Raw genomic sequence first — 17,217 nt, 5'->3', positions numbered from 1 at the left:
GCAAATGGCACTTAAACCCTGGTACAAAGTTATAACTCCACGCGAGGACCTGCGAGACAATCGCCCACTCGACGCCTCCGAGTTTGCTGTCCACCTAGACCATGTCCGCGACAATCGTGCTCCAGCCGATTATCAGGAGCCCCAACGATTTTTCGACCGGACTTTCCTGACGAAAAACCTGACTGATTTGGTCGTCGGCGTGGTTCGCCGCCTTTCGGGTGTGAGGGTCGAAACGTCTGCCATTTACAACCTCACCACGCAGTTCGGTGGCGGCAAGACGCACGCATTAACACTTCTTTATCACCTTGCGAGAGGCGGAACAGAGGCGACGAAGTGGAAGGGTGTTCCGTCCATACTTGAAGCCGCAGGTGTAAACGATGTCCCTACCTCGTCAGTCGCTGTCTTCGTGGGAACAGAATTCGATTCGATTACTGGTCGCGGCGGCAATGACGGAACTCCAGTCCGTTACACTCCCTGGGGTGAAATCGCGTTCCAGTTGGGCGGCAAGGAAGCGTTCGCAACAGTGGCGAAGCACGACCAGGAACGCATCGCACCTTCGACTGAAGTGATTCGCAAGTTCTTGCCGAAAGACAAAGCCTCGCTCATTTTGTTGGATGAGCTGTTGAATTACATGGGCCGGAACCGGAAATCTGGCCTGACAAATCAGCTCTATTCATTCGTACAAAACTTATCGGAAGAAGCTCGAGCCCAGGAGAGGTTGGTTCTTGCGGTATCACTCCCGTCGTTGCTGGACGAGATGACTCCAGAGGACGAAGCGGATTTTGACCGCTTCCAGAAGCTGCTCGACCGTCTCGGTAAGGCGATGATTATGTCCGTCGAAACTGAGACTTCGGAGATTATCCGGCGTCGCCTGTTCGAATGGGGTGGTCTCCCGGACGAAGGGAAAAAGACCGCTTCCGAATACGGAGAGTTCATCCTCAACAATCGTACTCAAGTGCCAAACTGGTTCCCGGTTGATTCGGCTCGTGAGGCGTTTGCTGCTAGCTATCCGTTACACCCGACGCTGCTCTCGGTGTTTGAACGAAAGTGGCAGGCGCTTCCGCGCTTCCAGCAGACGCGGGGAATTTTGCGCCTTCTCGCACTTTGGGTCGCCCATGCTTACCAGGCAGGATTCAAGGGGGCACACAAAGATCCGCTGATCGGTATGGGCACAGCGCCTCTCGACGACCCAATCTTCCGCTCAGCCATCTTCGAGCAGCTTGGTGGCGCAAAGCTTGAAGGAGCAGTAACTACGGACATCTGTGGCAAGAAAGATTCGCACACGATTCGATTGGATAAGGAAGCCGTCGAGACGATCAAAAAGGCGCGACTACACCAGAAGGTCGCGACCGCGATCTTCTTCGAGTCAAATGGCGGTCAATCGAAAACGGAAGCCACGCTCCCGGAGATCCGCTTGGCTGTTGCCGAACCCGACATTGACATTGGAAATATCGAAACGGTTGTGGAAACACTTTCGACCACTTGCTACTACCTGTCAGCCGATAAGAACCGTTATCGCTTTAGTCTTACGCCGAATCTCAACAAGATTCTGGCCGATCGTCGTGCAAGCGTTCAGCCCAAGAAAATTGAGGACAGGCTCAGGGCGGAAGTGCAGAAGGTGTTCCAAGCCGGGACAGGTGCGGAGCGTGTTTATTTCCCTGAAAAGAGCGGCCAGATCGCCGACCGCCCTGTCCTTTCGCTAGTCGTCGTGTCGCCAAGCCAGCCAATTACCGAGAAGACAACCAGAGACTTCGTTGAGACTGCCACCATAGAACACGGCAGTTCAGCGCGGACATTCAAGAGCGGCTTGGTTTGGACTGTGCCGGATGCACCCGACACCCTTCGTGACGAGGCTCGGAAAGTTCTAGCGTGGGAGGACATCGATGACGAAAAAGGTGAGCTTCGCTTGGATGACGCGCAGTTGCGGCAGCTTGAGGAGAATGTGAAGAAGGCGCGCCGCGATGTGAAGGAAGCCGTCTGGCGCACGTACAAGAATCTGATGTTGCTCGGGAAAGACAGCAGTTGGAAGACCATCGATCTCGGATTGGTCCATTCGAGCGCAGCTCCCTCATTAACCGACTTGATTGTTGAACGGTTGCGGCAGGAGGGCGACCTCGAAGCCGCGATCAGCCCCAACTTCCTCGTTCGGAATTGGCCTCCTGCATTTAAGGAGTGGAGCACTAAATCGGCTCGTGACGCGTTCTTCGCATCTCCGCAGTTTCCGAGGTTGCTCAACCCGGACAGTCTCAAGGATACGATCGCTCGTGGTATAGAAAACGGAATGCTCGGCTACATCGGCAAGAAGCCGGACGGCAGCTATGCACCATTTCACTGGAAGTCGTCGCTGTCCTTACTTGACATCGAACTTTCTGATGAGGCGTACATTATCCAGAAGGAAACTGCCGAAGCTTATGTCACTGCACGAGCGACGTCGGCGTCAACGCTTCAGCCGCAGTCCCCGATCACTGGCACTCCCGCAGGCTTACCGACTGCATCGTCAACTCCTCCATTCTCTCTCCAACCTCCGGCTGTACCCGCTCCAGCCATCACTGAATTTACACGCGTGACTTGGCAGGGCGATGTGCCACCACAAAAGTGGATGAACTTTTATACGAAGGTGCTGTCGAAGTTTGCTACCCAGGCCGGGCTCAGGATTGGACTTCGCGTGGAAATCGCACCACAGGATGGTGTCTCGAAACAGAAATTGGATGAACTCAAGATAGCGTTGCGCGAATTGGCATTGTCTGATGATATTTCTACAGAGGGCTAAGGAAGATAAATAGGCGTGAAAGCGAGTGCCGCACCGTGAAGATCAGGATGTAGACTGCTGATGTGAGCAAAAAATACCGAGACAAGATGTGCGTTTACTGCGCAGAGGCCCATTCGATCACTGCTGATCACATAATTGCTCGGGAATTTTTCCTTTCAAGTCGCCGCGGCGGCCTCCCAAAGGTTCCCGCTTGTGAGCGATGCAACAGACAAAAGTCTGCACTCGAACATTACCTGACTGCGGTCCTTCCATTTGGGGAAGACACCCTGATGCAACCGCAAATCTTGAAACAATGGTACCAAGACCGCTACTCAAGAATCACAGACTTCACGAGAAGCTAGTTCTTGGATTAAGACAAAGCACAGCAAAACATCCAGATGCGGATTCTCTGGAGCATACTCCACTCGCAATTCCAATCGAAAGCGAGCAGTTGCGCCGGCTCTTCGCTTTTATCACCAAAGGCCGAACGTGGGAAAAAGCTGGTGCAACAAGACGGCAGCCGTGAACCCGAATTTTCAGTTCACAGCCAAGCTCTTTCAGGGATTTACGCACATGCCGCGCGGCGCAAAATCACCTTCACCATTCCAACTCACCGTAAGTCCCAAAGATGAAGGCCTGACCCGCGAAGGACTGGATTCAATTGCCAGTGAAGGACGGCTTGGCGCCGTGCTCGTTCAATTCCCAGTCTCGTTTAAGAATGCTGACGATACTCGCGATTACCTGTTTTCGCTTGTGCGCAAATTTAATCAATATCCCCTCGTCCTGGAGATCCGGCACGAGAGTGGGAATGATCCAGAAATACTAGGCGGGCTTGCCGAAGAAGGAGTGGGCTTCTGCAATATCGACCAACCACGATTGGGAAAATCACTGCGCGGGGCCGCGCACGTGACAGCGCCAGTCGGTTATGTGCGCCTGCATGGACGCAACTACCAAAGAGTGGTTTCAAGCCGACAACCGCAATGACCGTTACAACTATCTGTACAAGCCGAAAGAACTCGAGGGCTGGAAAGAAAGGATCACCCAGATCAGCCAGCAAACCGAGAAAAGTTTCGTTGTCGCGAACAATCACTTCAAAGGCCAAGCGGCCGTAAATGCGCTGGAGTTAAAAAACATGCTTTCAGGTGAAAGAGTGAAAGCGCCCAAGCCACTTGTTGAGCACTACTCTAAGCAACTGATGGACATCGCGGAGCCCGTGTAGGAATGCTTTCCCGAAGATAAACCTCATCATTCCGTTAATCTCCAAAGATCCTATTTCTCACCCGATCTTGGCAGTAAGCGTCTGAACGAAGCATGACGCAACCGTCCGTGCGGAGTGCGCTCGACAAACTCAATTTCTGTCGGCTGCTCTGGTTTGAGCCACACCGCTTGTGCCATGACTTCTTCGGTTACAGCGTGTTGGTGTTGGTTCTTTTTCTCCGGCAGGTTTACAAAGGGGACGCGTTTGGTTTTCAGGTCCTGCACGGCTTTGAATATTTCAGGCCGATTGAACTGGTTGAGACCCGCAATCAGGCGTTTGACGTGATACAGCTTTCCGTCATCGCGGTATTCGCCAATCAGGAGTTCGCCAATTCCCTTACTGCCGGGGATGTACCCGCCTATGAAGAATTTGTCCTCCTGATTGAATCTCTGTTTCAGCCACAGATCTGATTCATCCCCTGGGTAATAGTGACTTCCCAATCGCTTTGCCACAAGCCCTTCAATTTTTGTCTGTTTGACTACGGTGGTCGCGGTCGCCAGGTTCACGTCTGGCCCAAATTCAAAAATCGACTGCATGGGTGTGACGAATTCAGTGGCGATCTCCGCCAAATATTTTTTGCGTTCCTCGATGGGTTTGTCGAGCAGGTCCCGACCTTTGGAGTGCAGGCAATCGAATACAACGTAATAAATAGGCAGTTTTGTGGAACGGCGATTTTGAAGTGCGTTGAAATTGGGTCTGCCCGTCGGCTCAACAGCAACGATCTCACCATCGAGCACCACGTCTTTCAGGAACAGTGCAGCAACAGCATCGTAGATGGCCGGGAACTCTTTGTTGTAAGGCTTGGCATCGATCGAATAAATGTTAGCTCGGCCGGCCGATTTAACTGCCATCACACGATAACCGTCCAGCTTGGGTTCGAGCAGCCATTTTGCTCTGTCATCCGGCAGCTTGGGAACCATCGTCGGCTTCATCGGAGCGATGAAGCGGGCAACGTTCCTAAGCGGCTTTTGGCGAATACCTTTTTGCACTACCCGGCCTTTTTTGGGGGTTGCCCTTTACGAGATTAGGATGGAATTCAGGAATGGTCAGTTGCAAGAGGGCCTTGGATACGGCATTCACGGGTTCTCATTGCTAAAACGACTGCGCCGCTGCCGGTCATCGAGGATTGCCTGCCATCCCTGAAGACGAGTATTATCCTGCCAGCGCTTCCAGAATACTCATGGCAGATCAGAGGTCCTGCACTTCCGAACAACGATCCCTCACCCATTTCTTTTCTTCACGGAGTGTTTCCCTCCAGGATCCAGCCGCCCGCCCACACCACTGCGCCGATCACGATAAATCCCACCGCTAACACTGCACACTCCCGCGCCGCGAGTACAACAAGCTCACCCAGCCGGAGGAACAAGAGCAGTATCAAGACTGCGGGGACGCTCAACCCAATCAAGACGAGCAGTCGTCCGGCAACTTTCATCCGCCGATATACTTCAGGTTTCATTTGTGTCCTTTCAATTCGCGGCGCGCATCACCACCCGAGCACAGATTCAATCTAACGGCGTGCCTCAAACAACTCCGCTAAGTTGAGCCATATAGATAGAGTCCCCGAGCACGACTTTATCTTTGCTCCCCGATGTTTTAGTGCCTGCCGGATTAAGAAAAATCATTTAAAAAACAAAAAGCGCGGCCTCTGGTTGCAAGCCGCGCTTGGCGAGTTTCAGTCTCATTACTTGCTTACAAGAAAAACATCGTATGCAGTCTTGCCCACATCTTCTGGCCCGTGCAGTCCTTGATTTACGCGAGCTCTATAGCGGAACAGGTTGCCGTACTGGTCTTTGCGTTCAGAGAGTTGATAGTCCAGGCTGATCGAATAGATACCCAGCTCAGGCAGCGTATGCAATTCGCCAGGTTGTGAGATGCCATCGTGATTGGCATCGACCCATAAGCGCAACGAGGAAAAGATCTTGTCCCGGACGTCAATCACGCCGTCTCCGTTGCCGCCATTCATCGGATCATCATAGACCGCCAGCGCGGCAAATCCGTTGGGATGGGCCGATACGGGTTGCGATGTGAAATTGCCAAACAACTCGGCGCCGTTTGTGATCGTACTGCTTCCATTGCGATCCAACGCCAAGAAGGCATTGTTCGCGTTCGCTGTCCATGCCATGTGGATGGGGATGCCATCATTGGCAATGTCGAACGTCACACCGTGCTCCACATCGGTAAGAGCAAAACCATCACCTGTCACGTCAATAATAATCGGGCTGCAGTCAGGGGCATTTCCGCCACCCCCACCGCCAGTGGTTCCAAAGTCAGCAGTTGGCCCGCCACTGACAGTAGAACCATTCAGGCAGGGGTCAATAGGCCCACCGCCGGTAGTCGTCGTTGATGTGGTTGATTTGGATGGACAGTTATGTACCGCAGCTTGGCTGTCATTCCAGAGTGAAGCGTTCGCAAAAGATATCACCGCTCCAACGCCGTTCGCGGTTCCATTGATACTCACGGTCACAGTGCAGTTAGAGAAAGTACAATCCATGAAACTGACGGCATTGGTGCCTTGGCATTGCGTTGTGGGCGTATTGCCCTCCTGTCCTGACTTATTTGCGATACCAGGGACATGGGAATGGGGCAATATTCCTGTCAATGTTCCAAACTCCGCCGGGGTTCCATTGGCATTGGCACTGCAAGAGCTATTGCAGGGCCCCGGACCAGTTGAACCGACTGGCGCTGAATACACACAAGTGCCATCCACCGTGGAAGTGAAAGTATGTTGACCACTCGCGTGCTGCGCTATATCGCCATTGCCGTGGTTATAGAACGTTTCAACATTGAAACTGGAGCAGGAAGTCTGGAACATTGCATTGACCGGAGACATCTTGGGATGGAACCCGGCCAACACAAGATAGGGATTCGATGTCTCTCTAAACTCCTGATGCCAGCGCGAGGCCGGCTCAGCACCGATCCCGCATTTTGTTGTTTCCGGATTGCAGCACACATCGCCGTGGCCTTTCGCGTTGCACGCTTGCTGGCGATTGCCATTCAGCCACTTGCGTATGAATGGCACATCCCGCAAATCGGTCTTGCTGAATGGCGCTGTGGACATATCTGTTTTTGCTAGCAGATCAAGCGTCATGTTGCCGCTTATCAGGTCTAGAAAGTGAACATTCTCGCCGTCCGCGTTCTTTCCGAATAGCGCTGCCGTGTTATAGGTGCGGGATTTTCCCTGGAATGTTACCGTGACGGTGTAAGTGGCGTACGTGTCATACGGGCCGTTCATTTCCTTCATCTTGAGAACCGTCGCGATGGGCCAGCCGTCTCCCGGTGCCTGATGGTACGGCTGCTTGTTCCACGAGACATCGGCATACAAGGTCCATTCGGTCCTTCCTTTTCCAATGGCGGAATTGTCCTTGTAGTTAAATGTTCCTGGCACAACCAGAAGCATTCCCGTGTCGCCGTCAGGCGGGAAACCGGATATTTCCGAAAGAATACGTCCCTCGATTTCGCTGACTGGTCCGCTCTTAAAGTCTGACAGTTGAAATTCAAGGCGTGAGCCAAGCGCCTTATCTGCGACGCGTTCATCGGCTTGAAATTTGTCCGGCAAGGCGTTCATCGTTTTCATGACGATTCGCACTTCATCGGCGTAGGAAAGCTTCGCGTAGGTGGTTCGAACTACGGCTTCTTCGTGTGACATCCGCTGCCCCTTGGCAAGTGGTGTCAATAGCAACAAAAGAATCAACTTCAATCGCATAGTAACCTTTCTTTTCTAAGTCGTTTTCCATTGGGCTCCAAGGGGTGTGTGAGTATAGGCTCAATGAGTAATTGATCAGACATATTCGCCGAGCCTTTCTGGTTTATAGAAACCGAGCCGCAAGTCATTCTCCGACTTGTGGCAACTCTGCTCCATGCCTTTTGACGACCATGATTTTGGGCCTGTGGGCCTACCACAAACACACAGCTCTGAGCAACGCTCGACAGGCTAGAGTACCCCTCCTCTAGGTGTCAAGAGTAAAACTAAAAGTGTATGGTTTTCGTAAATTCGAATGACATGGACAGCTCAGGAGAGCCGTTTTCCGTGATGGGGCAGGAACTTGTGATTACTCCGAATCAGCTAAGTATTTAGAACTGAATTTTTTTACTTTCAGAATTTTCATCGAGGCGGCCAAGACCTGACCCGGATCTCCATATTCCGTTTCAGCCAGTTGTTCGATGACCTGAATTGTGCGGGGCGACAGCTTATATGTTCTGCGCTTGATTTGTTCGGGGTCCGGCTGCGGAACCGGAATTGGTTTGGGCAGGCGAACCAGCAGCTCTGAACCTACCTGCACGGCGCGGCCTTGTGATCCGTAGATCGACGCAGCTTTGCGAATTTCAAGGATCACATCGAACGGCAGGTTGTAGGTTTTGGGCTCAGTTGGCTCTGCGTCGCCACGACGCCGCGGCTTGAGCTTAACGGCCCTCTTGTCCTTATCGACGCTTGGTGACATACCAATGATTCTACAGAAGCACGTGCCCCTGCTCTCCGCAGCCGCCGGCCTAGTTACCATCAATTGGCGGGACGGAAGGATGACACCTCAAGGTAGGGAAGTCAATGAGTGAAGAAAACTCGAAGAATTCTCAAAATCCGAATCGACGGAGATTGCGCAAGGACGGGGTGAGATAAGGGACTTATGCTTTTCGAGGAACGCGTTTCAACGTTCGGCACGAGCAGTCGGCTGGTGATTAGCTGGCAAACCTATGAAAACACAATCTGAGGAGGAAATAAAATGAAAAACTTGGCAGTTAGGATAATTGTGTTGTGGTTCTTGGTTGTTGCAGTGTCGGCACCTGTTGTGGCCGACACTTTCCCGGTCCCCCTTTGTTACCCGAGACCTTGCTCGGCAAAGTAAGTTGTCGCGTGTGGGTGGCTGGTTTAAGCTGGCCACTCACATCTCATGGGGAAAAATGACGCTGCATTCGGGCTTGTCGGGCCAATAGTGTCTGTTTGGCTCTTGGCTGTTCTTGTCAGACGGAGACATCACCGTGAGTTTCCGTTCTTCTTCGCCTACATAAGTGCTGTTGTTGTGGTGTCCGGAATCCGCTTGTGGGCAATCCATGATTACTCGATCTATTTCAAGGTGTTTTGGTTCAGCGAAGCGCTCTACGCGGTGATCGCGCTTTTAGCTCTGCATGAGGCATTTCATACCGTATTCAATGAATTTTATGAGATTTGGCCCTGGTTTTGGCTCGTTTTTCCCGCCGCGGTAGGTCTGTTTGCATGGCTGAAAATTAGCGATGGGCTCCACCATACGCCAGCCCAAGTGCCGCCGATCATTGCTCTCGTTCTTTCCGCCGGCTCGACTGTGAATTGGGTACAAATGGCGCTGTTTGCACTCATGTGCGCCCTTGTTTGGCTGGTGGGCGACTGGGAGTATTACCCGGTTGGGATTGTCACTGGTTTCGCGGTCTTGGCATTGGGTTCCTGGGCGGCTTATGCCTCAGTTTCTGGATTCGGAACAAAATTGAATGTCATTGGAAAATACGGCCCACCGCTGGCATATTTCATTGCTGTGCTGGTCTGGCTTAGGACATTCGTTCCGCCGCCCCGGCCGGACAGATGGGAAGCGTGGAGTAAGACCATAACACCTCAACAGATGGCGACCGAAATTAAAGAGTACCTCAGGATATTGAAGGGTAAGAGATCTCAGTAATGTTGCCACATGCCATCATTTACTTGCTATCAGCTGCATTTGCCTTAGTGATCCTAAGACGGTTTATTTATGGATTTTCCGAGCGCACGCTGAGAGATGTTATCGCCTTCACACGCCACTTGGTTTTAGAAGATCTTCAGAACCTGCTGCACCCAGAGGTTGAAGATCATCTCCGCACGACGATTTCACAACGACAATTTAACCGGACCCAATGGAAACGCATTAGACTCACACTGCAATATTTGCGCGACCTAGGGGAAAATGCCGCGGCCTTGTATGCCTGGGGCAAATATGAGCGGAAGCTGAGCCTCCGTTTTCCTGACCCAGAGCGCAAAAGGGCCAGCGTCGACCTGATCACCGCTTCTGTTCAATTGCGATTTTGCGCTTTTCGGATGAGAGTGACACTGCATTGTTGGCTCATAAGGATGGCCTTTCTTCCGTTTCTGGCCCCCCCGAGCTTCAGCAAACTTGAGCGGAATGGCAGTTTTGATGTCTTCCTTTTCTACGACCAAGTCAAAAGGGCGGCTGGTGAGCTCAGTATGGCATATGGCCAACGCTTCTATGATGAACTGCTCCAGCTTCTATGACTGGGTTGCCTAGCGGCGTAAAACTGACGTTCATTGCGCTTTCTCGGCTCAAGTAAAAGCGCCAGGTCGTACCCGCTCACTCGTCCAGCAGTTCCGTCACCTTTGCCTCAAACTGCCTCTCAAGTTCCTCCCACACAGCCCGCCTAATCTCTTGCTTGTCTGGAAGATTATGAAACCCTAAAAACTCTTGCATATCACAATACACAGAGCCCCTTTCGTCCTGGTAGAGCCCTGCTCCGATCTGGTGCAATTCGTCTTTTCTCATTGAACACTGCACTCGCCTTTGCTGGATACAGCATTGTCATTAAACCCCTATTCTTCAGAGCCTCGCCGATTCAAAGAGCGTTACCCAAAACTCCGAACGTGTTCATTCCGATAATTCGAATATGGTCAGTCCGGAGAACATATCCAATATCTCAGCCCACACAACCTCCCTTACTTCCGGCTTGTCTGGTATTCCGTGCTGGACCAGGAACTCCCGCGTGTGGACGTAAATGCGTCCTTCAGTATCAGCGTAAATCCCCGCAATGAGAGATCTGAGCTCCCGCATAGATCAGCCTATTTCCGGCGTGCCCCCTATAGCTTGGTGACAATTGATAGCCCGGCGTTTCACTCCTTGACACCTAGAAGTGGAAATATTATAAGAAGGGCAATCTCGCCACCTAGGGGAGGGGTATTTCTTGTTCAGGTTTTGGAAATATTCAATTCGTCGAAGGCAAGTCGAACCGGATAAACCCGCGATCGCCGAACTGGCCGCGCCTGAGCGCCGGATCCCCTCAATGAAACTGGCTGTATTTCAGGTATGTGAGCCTGGAAAGAGGGCGAACCTTCTCTGCCTGGAAATGCGGAGTTTGCAATCTGCTGCAGAACTTGAGCACTGGCTGCGGATGAACGTGGGCGTCAAGACAGACGTGACACTGCTCGGAAGATTCGATTCTGTGTATTTCAGCACCGACGAATTAGAGATGGAATCACTGGTCCTCGGCGGCATTAAGGGAACGCAGCTGCAGTTCACCACACGGAGTCATTACGCGCTCCATTATGAACGATAGGGAATTTAAATATTGAGACAGGCTGTATGTACACATCGCCTGTTCCAGCAAAGACATTCTGGAACATTTACGGCAGAACTTCCGAACTGCACCCGGGGCATCCGTTGAGAAGCAAGATCTATGAGCTGCGTAAGGAGAGGAAATGGACCCTGAAACATTTATCGGCACTATCGGGAGTTCCTTATAACACCATCTGGCGCATGGAGGGGGGATCCGGAACGGCGCTTACGAATGCTTACAAAGTTGCCTCGGCATTTCAGTTAACGGTTTACGAGTTGTGGCTTATTCCCCCGAGCGGGATTATTCCGGTTCCAAGCGAGGCGGATGTCTCCTCTGTCACTGAGCTTCGCTTAAAACGCGGCTGGCGTTTACGTGATTTGGCGGAGTTGTCGAGAATCCCGACGACCACTCTGTTCGCAATTGAGAAGGGGCAGATACCGAAGCTCGAGAATGCGGTCAAGATCGCTGCGGCGCTGGGCGTCTCGGTCTATCAGATATGGAAGCCTCTGACGTCATGAATACAAAAGGCTCGCCACGGCCCATGGGCGTTAGTGGCGAATCGACAGCGCCCCAATGGTCTGTCCGTCTGATGATTAGCTTGGGCAGCCAAACACCCCAATTTTCGTGGTTACGGGACCCGCTTTCCCTGAATCACGACTCCGAGCAACCTGCCTCGCGCGGTAGGTGCTGGGCCGCCGGCTTTAACACAATGCGAAGAGTGGCCGGCGGCTCTCTCGGAAAAACGACATGGCGCAAGCTGAGGCTAGGAGTGTGGGAATGGAAAAACCGGGGAAACACGCAAAAACTGACTACTATCAGAGTCTTCACGCGCTAAATCTAGCGTTTGATGAAGTTGTGCATCACACTGAGCGACTGCATGATATAGGTCTGTGTAGATCGAAAGCGACCAAGATTTTTCCCAGCCTAATTCGGGAACTCCAGAGTGAAATAAACGCCGAGTTTCTCGGTCCGCTCCACACCGCCGAAATGGCCGATTGGAGTCGGCATGGCAAAGTGCGACAGAGGTGGGAGAAGTATCTGAAAGGTACCGAGCCTCGGCAGAGAAGGAAGCACAAACCGAGGCGCAAAAAGCCGAGCTAACCTCCTTCCCGAGTTAGTGACTTGCGAGATTTCGAGATGGCTTTCAATGGCAAAAAAGAGACATATTTCCGAACAAAGCTGAGTTGAAACAAGCCATGTGGAACCAAGTGGTGCACGATTTCGGTGTAGTCGGCGTCACCCAATTGAAAGACGAATGACATTAGAGTTCGTCCAAGGCTCGCAAATTATAGAATTCTTAGCAATCGAGGGCCGAAGAGCGACTCGAACCTATGTTGAAATAATCGTCAGTCCCGCGTTGGTATTCCGTTTTCAGAATAATAGTGAGACTTATATCCGCCTATGAGAGGTTGTGGGCGACAATTCTGCTGTGCTGCATAGGCAGATAGCCTGCAGTAATCGGCCGGGCTTGACCAGGACGTAGTCCACACAAGAGTCCTGCAAGCATTCCTTCGCACAGCATATTTGCTTTATGGCGTGCTCCGAAACCTTTCTCCCTTGGTGGGACCGCGAAATCGATGAAGACTCAGGTAGACCGTTTCGGGCAGACGTTCGTGAAGCGGCACACCGAGTGTGGAAATTGGTTTGTCTGAGGGCCCAAGAGATATTAGGCGATCCATGTGATGCGGCAGAAGCACTCGAATCCTCAGTCAAGTCCATCTCTCGTTACCTGGACAAAAATAATGTGCCTCTCAACTCCGCCAATCCGGACGGTTTGTTAGCTCTTGCGTGTTATCGGGGTCTGCGCCGCTTGGCGCGACGGCGATCGCGGATCGACCTTGTTGGCGGAAGCAGCGAACTGGCGGACATCCTGCGAGTTCCAGACTGGCGCGATAAGATTGACCGGAGTCTGTTCCTCGAAGAGCTTGCCCGAGAGCTTGACGTTAAGAACCGCGGCATTTTACGCCTGAGGATTGCGGGCTATGATTGGAAGGAGGTCGCCCGAATGCTCGGCATCAGCGCCTCGGCAGCGCGACAGGGCTTTTGGCGGGACGTGCGAAAAGCACATTTACGGTTACTGCGGACCGGTAGTGCGACAACGTCCAATGAATGGTAATGATATGCCACCGTTGAGACAATATCGTGTTGCAGAACAGGAGCTCATGGAAGCCCTGTCATCTCTCACGCGGAAGGACGGGCGAGTCCATAGGCTTGGCGACTGTCCCAATGTGGCCAGCTTGCGTCGGTTTGTGGCGGGAAGGTGTACCCAGGCGCAGCGGGAAGAAGTGTTAGTGCACATAGACTCATGCGATAAGTGCATCACTCTCCTGCGGCAGATGCGGGAGCGAGTCACATTAATAAGGAGAACGTCTCTTGTCCTCGCCATCGCGGCCGTATTGGCCGTCGCGGTCTGGGTGACGCTAGAGCGCTCCTCACCCACCCCAAGCGCCATCGCGACCATCGATTTGCGCCTTGTCTCACCCACACGCGGCATCGACAACACGAATCCAGCGGATGCGGTCGCGGCTCAACATCAGGCGCGGCGGTTACGGATCATCTTGCCCATTGGCAGCGAAGGTAACTACGAGTGTCAGATCCTCCGCGCCCCACAGAGTGCGCCATTGCTGCGTGCCCCGGCAGAGGCGTCTTTGGAGAATCACGACGTGGTTCTCAATCTTTCTGTCGAATTGGGAAAGCTGATGCCTGGGCGCTATTCGCTGGCACTCCGTCGCGAGGGCTCCGAGTGGGTGTACTACCCCTTGATTTTGAGGTGACCAATAAATCGTTTAGCTGCCAAGCTAGTTATCTCCCGAACGAGACCGCTTGAGCGCCTTCCCCGACCAGCACAAAAGGCGCCCAATAGTAAGGAGATGGATCTCCGTAATGCTCCAGCATGTCGCGTTTGGCATGGGCGAGCGCTAATGCCTTATCTTCGTGCTGCGCGAGATATGTGTAAAACGCCTTCATTAGCGCGGTAGTCGAGTTGTCTTCGACATTCCATAAACTCGCCACTACCGCGCGCGCGCCGGCAACCAGGAACGCCTGTTCAAGGTTCACCACCCCGGCTTCTCCCTCTGCTGTACCGACGTTGGTGTCGCAGGCCGATAACGTGACCAGGTCTGCTTTGATCGGCAGATGCATAATCTCGCGCACCTGGAGTAATCCGTCATCAGACGTGTTCGGAGCGATTCCCAAAACAAGAGCGGCTCGATCCGGGTATTGCGGGTCGGCCGCAGCATGGGTGGCAAGATGAATCACGCGATAATCAGCCAACGCCTGGTTCTTGAAGGCGCTCTCCGTGGCCTTTTGTCCAAGTAGTAGCTCGGTATTCGGGCCGGCAATTTGGGCTATCGCCAGCACTTCGTCGCGACTACCGGGCAAGTCCTCTAAGCGCGAACTAGAAAGCTCAGCCAGTCCTCTAACGACTACGGCAGTCAACGAACCTCGCTCAACACTCTTGGGCAGCGCTCGTACCAGCTTGTATTCGACCGCTCCGACAGCGAGCAAGGGGCGGCGGCTCTCTGCAATCTGCGTCGTCCGCAGGCGCCACAGCACGGTCGCTGAAGGCGTGTAGGAGACGACCTTTGAGTCAACGACGAAGCTGTTGCCATGTGACAGCGCCTCGAACGGGAGCAAGTGCAGAATGCCATCAGCCGAGATGATCAGGCGAGACTGTTGAAATGAATTCACGACTGGTTCGACCAGGAGGGAATAGAGCTCGGCGGCGAATGGTTCGCCGGACCTCCTCGATTTCAACTCGGAAAGGTAAGACCCTGTCACGGTCTGGAGTTTGTTGCTGCCGGCTGGCAAGACACGAAGGTCCGCTGATTTCCGCGTGATCACTATGCAAAATGATTTCGGCTCGTCGAGGACATATTCGACCAGAACTTCGTCTTCCCCTAAAACTGTTTGAATGGTTTTCAGAGCCGCGGGTTTCAGGAGCATCTCTTGGCGTTGCAGTCCTGACTCGTTCAACTCGAAAGCAAGATTGCGCTCATCTGCGAGCAACTGCTCCAAAACGGCCGATCTTTCTCTCGCGTCATCGGTTCTCAGCAATGCGAGTTGTGTAGCCGCGATCTTGGCTTCTAGCGAGACAACCTGGGGCGAATTGTTATTGACGTTTTCTCGTGCGTATAGATGACTCGCAACCGTCCGACCCCGAACTCGCTCCAGAACCTGAAATGCCCGCCCGACATCTCCCATCTGGAAGGCCAAGCGGAAATGTTCAAGGTATGTGCTGCTCATTGAGCCTGCACGTGCTGTGCTCTCCTCAAAGCTGTGCTGATTGATCAGAATTCCGTCCAGCACGTCTTCAGCCTGTTCGAATAGCCTGTCCGCCCGTCGCAACTTGTTTTTGGCGACTGCTAGTTCGGCCATCGCCGTAAGGTCGCGGGGCACATAATACCGATCTCCGAGACGACGGCTTGCTTTGAGTCCGGCTGTTAGGGCGTCGCCCGCGTTTTCTATATCACCAAGCTGTCGGTCCAGGTTGGCGAGATCGAACATCGCATAGGACAGTGTGCGATAGAGTCTCATCTCGTCGGCAATGCGTCCGGCCTGGATAAAATGAGATTTCGCGGCATCTAAGTTGTCTTCCGCCAATGCGACTTCGCCCATCTGAACCAATAAGTCGGCCTCATTGACCCGATTCTCTTGTGAGCGAGCTGCGGTTAATGCTCTTTCCAACAACTCCTTGGCTTGTGCGGTCTGATGCAGACCGGTCAGGGCCGCGGCCTCGCCGCCGTAGGCCATGAACGGGAATCCAGCATCCGGAGTGCTTTCCGTCGTGGCAATGGCGCGTTTGAACATCGTGAGCGCTTCTGAGAATCGTCTTTCTTCGTTGAAACCATTTCCGAGCATCGATAGGAGGCGGACTTGCGAAGCGGTATCGCCGGTGCGGTAGGCAGAGAGAATCGCCTTTCCTAGTTGGCTCACCGCCGACGCAGTATTTCCTTCGAGGAAAGCGATAACGCCAAGTTCGCCAGTTGCGCGGGCCGCCCACTGGCTTTCTCCCAAGGTGTTTGCAATTTGCAGAGCTTCGGTCCAATCACGCTTAGTGGAGTTGGAGTCGCTGTTTATCTCTAGATACCCTTTGAGCGCCAGGCACCACAGGCGTGACTTTGGGTTCATTGTCGTCACTTCCAACTCGTTGCTGAACAGTGACAACGTCCGATCGAGCGGGACATTCACCGCTTGCGCCCGTATGCGTCCGATGCGAGCATAGATTTCGTTCTCGGTGTCGCCGCTTGCGTGAAAACGTCCCTCCGCTTGCTGATAGAGAGGTCCCGCCGCATACCAATTCCCCAACCACGACAAACGGTTTGCCTCCGCAAGCAGCGCGATTGGATCACCGTGTCGAATCTCAAGGTGAGCGTTGGTCATCCGAGACTTAACGCTCCAGGACAAAGCTAAAGAGATGACCACTAGAAAAAGAACGGCGAGAGAGCAGATGGAACGTTTCGAAAACGATTTCATGGAACCGACTCATCGCGCATCGCGAACTGGAATTGCATGATTGTTTCTTGGTGACACTTAGTCGACGGCTGGCTCCGACCGCAAGCCGTTGCACGTGATCATGCGGCCATCACAGCCATTTGCCGATTTATATTTTTCTTATTTTGTGTTTTTGGAAAACTACTCCTGGGATTGTCTGTGCTAATTCGACATTAGTGCGCTCTCATGTATTTTCCTGTCTATCAACAAGCGTGATGCCGCGTGGAAGAGTTCTAGAAGCAGAACGGATGAAAATTAGTTGTGCGTCTGAATGACGGATGACAGATGATCTCCAGCGTACGAATTGGCGCTTGTATAGGCCGCAGTATTTCGTATCACACCCCTTACGAAGTATCTCTAGGCTTTCCGCCGATCGTCTCACACACCTAAATCGTTCAGGCCACGCGTGGTTAGTTGTCCCAGATAGCGGCGGTCA

General features: G+C 52.9%; 15 protein-coding genes. 8 read left to right on the top strand and 7 right to left on the bottom strand.

Features of this window, described 5'->3' with window-relative positions; translation table 11 throughout:
- The first annotated feature begins 4 nt into the window (after window positions 1–4).
- The 3 genes from LAO76_05190 to LAO76_05180 all read left to right on the top strand — a co-directional run bounded on the left by LAO76_05190 (window position 5) and on the right by LAO76_05180 (window position 3,968).
- Entirely contained in the window at window positions 5–2,770 is a 2,766-nt protein-coding gene (locus LAO76_05190; protein MBZ5490311.1) for a DUF499 domain-containing protein, read from the top strand.
- A gap of 468 nt (window positions 2,771–3,238) precedes the next feature.
- The gene (locus tag LAO76_05185) at window positions 3,239–3,733 is read left to right on the top strand and encodes a DUF72 domain-containing protein (GenBank protein MBZ5490310.1); all 495 of its coding nucleotides are present in this window, start codon (window positions 3,239–3,241) and stop codon (window positions 3,731–3,733) included.
- The gene (locus LAO76_05180; GenBank protein MBZ5490309.1) at window positions 3,687–3,968 is read left to right on the top strand and encodes a DUF72 domain-containing protein; all 282 of its coding nucleotides are present in this window, start codon (window positions 3,687–3,689) and stop codon (window positions 3,966–3,968) included. The genes LAO76_05185 and LAO76_05180 overlap by 47 nt, the downstream gene beginning before the upstream one ends.
- A 50-nt stretch (window positions 3,969–4,018) precedes the next feature.
- Here LAO76_05180 and LAO76_05175 read toward each other — a convergent pair whose 3' ends face one another.
- The 4 genes from LAO76_05175 to LAO76_05160 form a co-directional block, all read right to left on the bottom strand.
- Window positions 4,019–4,996: a hypothetical protein gene (locus tag LAO76_05175; GenBank protein MBZ5490308.1), complete on the bottom strand. Its 978-nt coding sequence runs from the start codon at window positions 4,994–4,996 to the stop codon at window positions 4,019–4,021.
- 248 nt (window positions 4,997–5,244) lie between these two features.
- Complete coding sequence (locus LAO76_05170) at window positions 5,245–5,463, bottom strand: hypothetical protein (protein MBZ5490307.1); 219 nt, start codon at window positions 5,461–5,463, stop codon at window positions 5,245–5,247.
- 225 nt (window positions 5,464–5,688) lie between these two features.
- Entirely contained in the window at window positions 5,689–7,653 is a 1,965-nt protein-coding gene (locus LAO76_05165; GenBank protein MBZ5490306.1) for a hypothetical protein, read from the bottom strand.
- A gap of 403 nt (window positions 7,654–8,056) precedes the next feature.
- On the bottom strand, window positions 8,057–8,446 hold the full coding sequence (locus tag LAO76_05160; protein ID MBZ5490305.1) for a hypothetical protein: 390 nt from the start codon (window positions 8,444–8,446) through the stop codon (window positions 8,057–8,059).
- Between the two features lie 447 nt (window positions 8,447–8,893).
- Here LAO76_05160 and LAO76_05155 point away from each other — a divergent pair, with 447 nt between their 5' ends.
- The gene (locus LAO76_05155) at window positions 8,894–9,649 is read left to right on the top strand and encodes a hypothetical protein (protein MBZ5490304.1); all 756 of its coding nucleotides are present in this window, start codon (window positions 8,894–8,896) and stop codon (window positions 9,647–9,649) included.
- A complete protein-coding gene (locus LAO76_05150; GenBank protein ID MBZ5490303.1) occupies window positions 9,649–10,236 on the top strand; it encodes a hypothetical protein in 588 nt (195 codons plus the stop codon). The genes LAO76_05155 and LAO76_05150 overlap by 1 nt, the downstream gene beginning before the upstream one ends.
- A gap of 76 nt (window positions 10,237–10,312) precedes the next feature.
- Here LAO76_05150 and LAO76_05145 read toward each other — a convergent pair whose 3' ends face one another.
- Window positions 10,313–10,501, bottom strand: coding sequence for a hypothetical protein (locus LAO76_05145; protein MBZ5490302.1), 189 nt, complete (start codon window positions 10,499–10,501; stop codon window positions 10,313–10,315).
- 102 nt (window positions 10,502–10,603) lie between these two features.
- Window positions 10,604–10,786, bottom strand: coding sequence for a hypothetical protein (locus LAO76_05140; GenBank protein MBZ5490301.1), 183 nt, complete (start codon window positions 10,784–10,786; stop codon window positions 10,604–10,606).
- Window positions 10,787–11,087: 301 nt separating this feature from the next.
- Between LAO76_05140 and LAO76_05135 the strand changes: the two genes are divergently transcribed.
- From LAO76_05135 to LAO76_05125, 3 genes are all read left to right on the top strand, one after another.
- Entirely contained in the window at window positions 11,088–11,288 is a 201-nt protein-coding gene (locus tag LAO76_05135; protein ID MBZ5490300.1) for a hypothetical protein, read from the top strand.
- A 26-nt stretch (window positions 11,289–11,314) separates the two neighbouring features.
- The gene (locus LAO76_05130) at window positions 11,315–11,806 is read left to right on the top strand and encodes a helix-turn-helix domain-containing protein (protein MBZ5490299.1); all 492 of its coding nucleotides are present in this window, start codon (window positions 11,315–11,317) and stop codon (window positions 11,804–11,806) included.
- Window positions 11,807–13,684: 1,878 nt separating this feature from the next.
- On the top strand, window positions 13,685–14,062 hold the full coding sequence (locus LAO76_05125) for a hypothetical protein (protein ID MBZ5490298.1): 378 nt from the start codon (window positions 13,685–13,687) through the stop codon (window positions 14,060–14,062).
- A gap of 28 nt (window positions 14,063–14,090) precedes the next feature.
- On the opposite strand, the gene LAO76_05120 is transcribed toward LAO76_05125, so the two are convergent.
- Window positions 14,091–16,670, bottom strand: a complete 2,580-nt coding sequence (locus LAO76_05120) for a CHAT domain-containing protein (protein MBZ5490297.1) — start codon at window positions 16,668–16,670, stop codon at window positions 14,091–14,093.
- Window positions 16,671–17,217 lie beyond the last annotated feature (547 nt).

The organism is Terriglobia bacterium, assembly GCA_020072645.1.
Classification (GTDB): domain Bacteria; phylum Acidobacteriota; class Terriglobia; order Terriglobales; family Acidobacteriaceae; genus Angelobacter.
The sequence above is the reverse complement of the archived record's forward strand: the minus strand, read 5'-3'. Positions and strand labels throughout refer to the sequence as shown.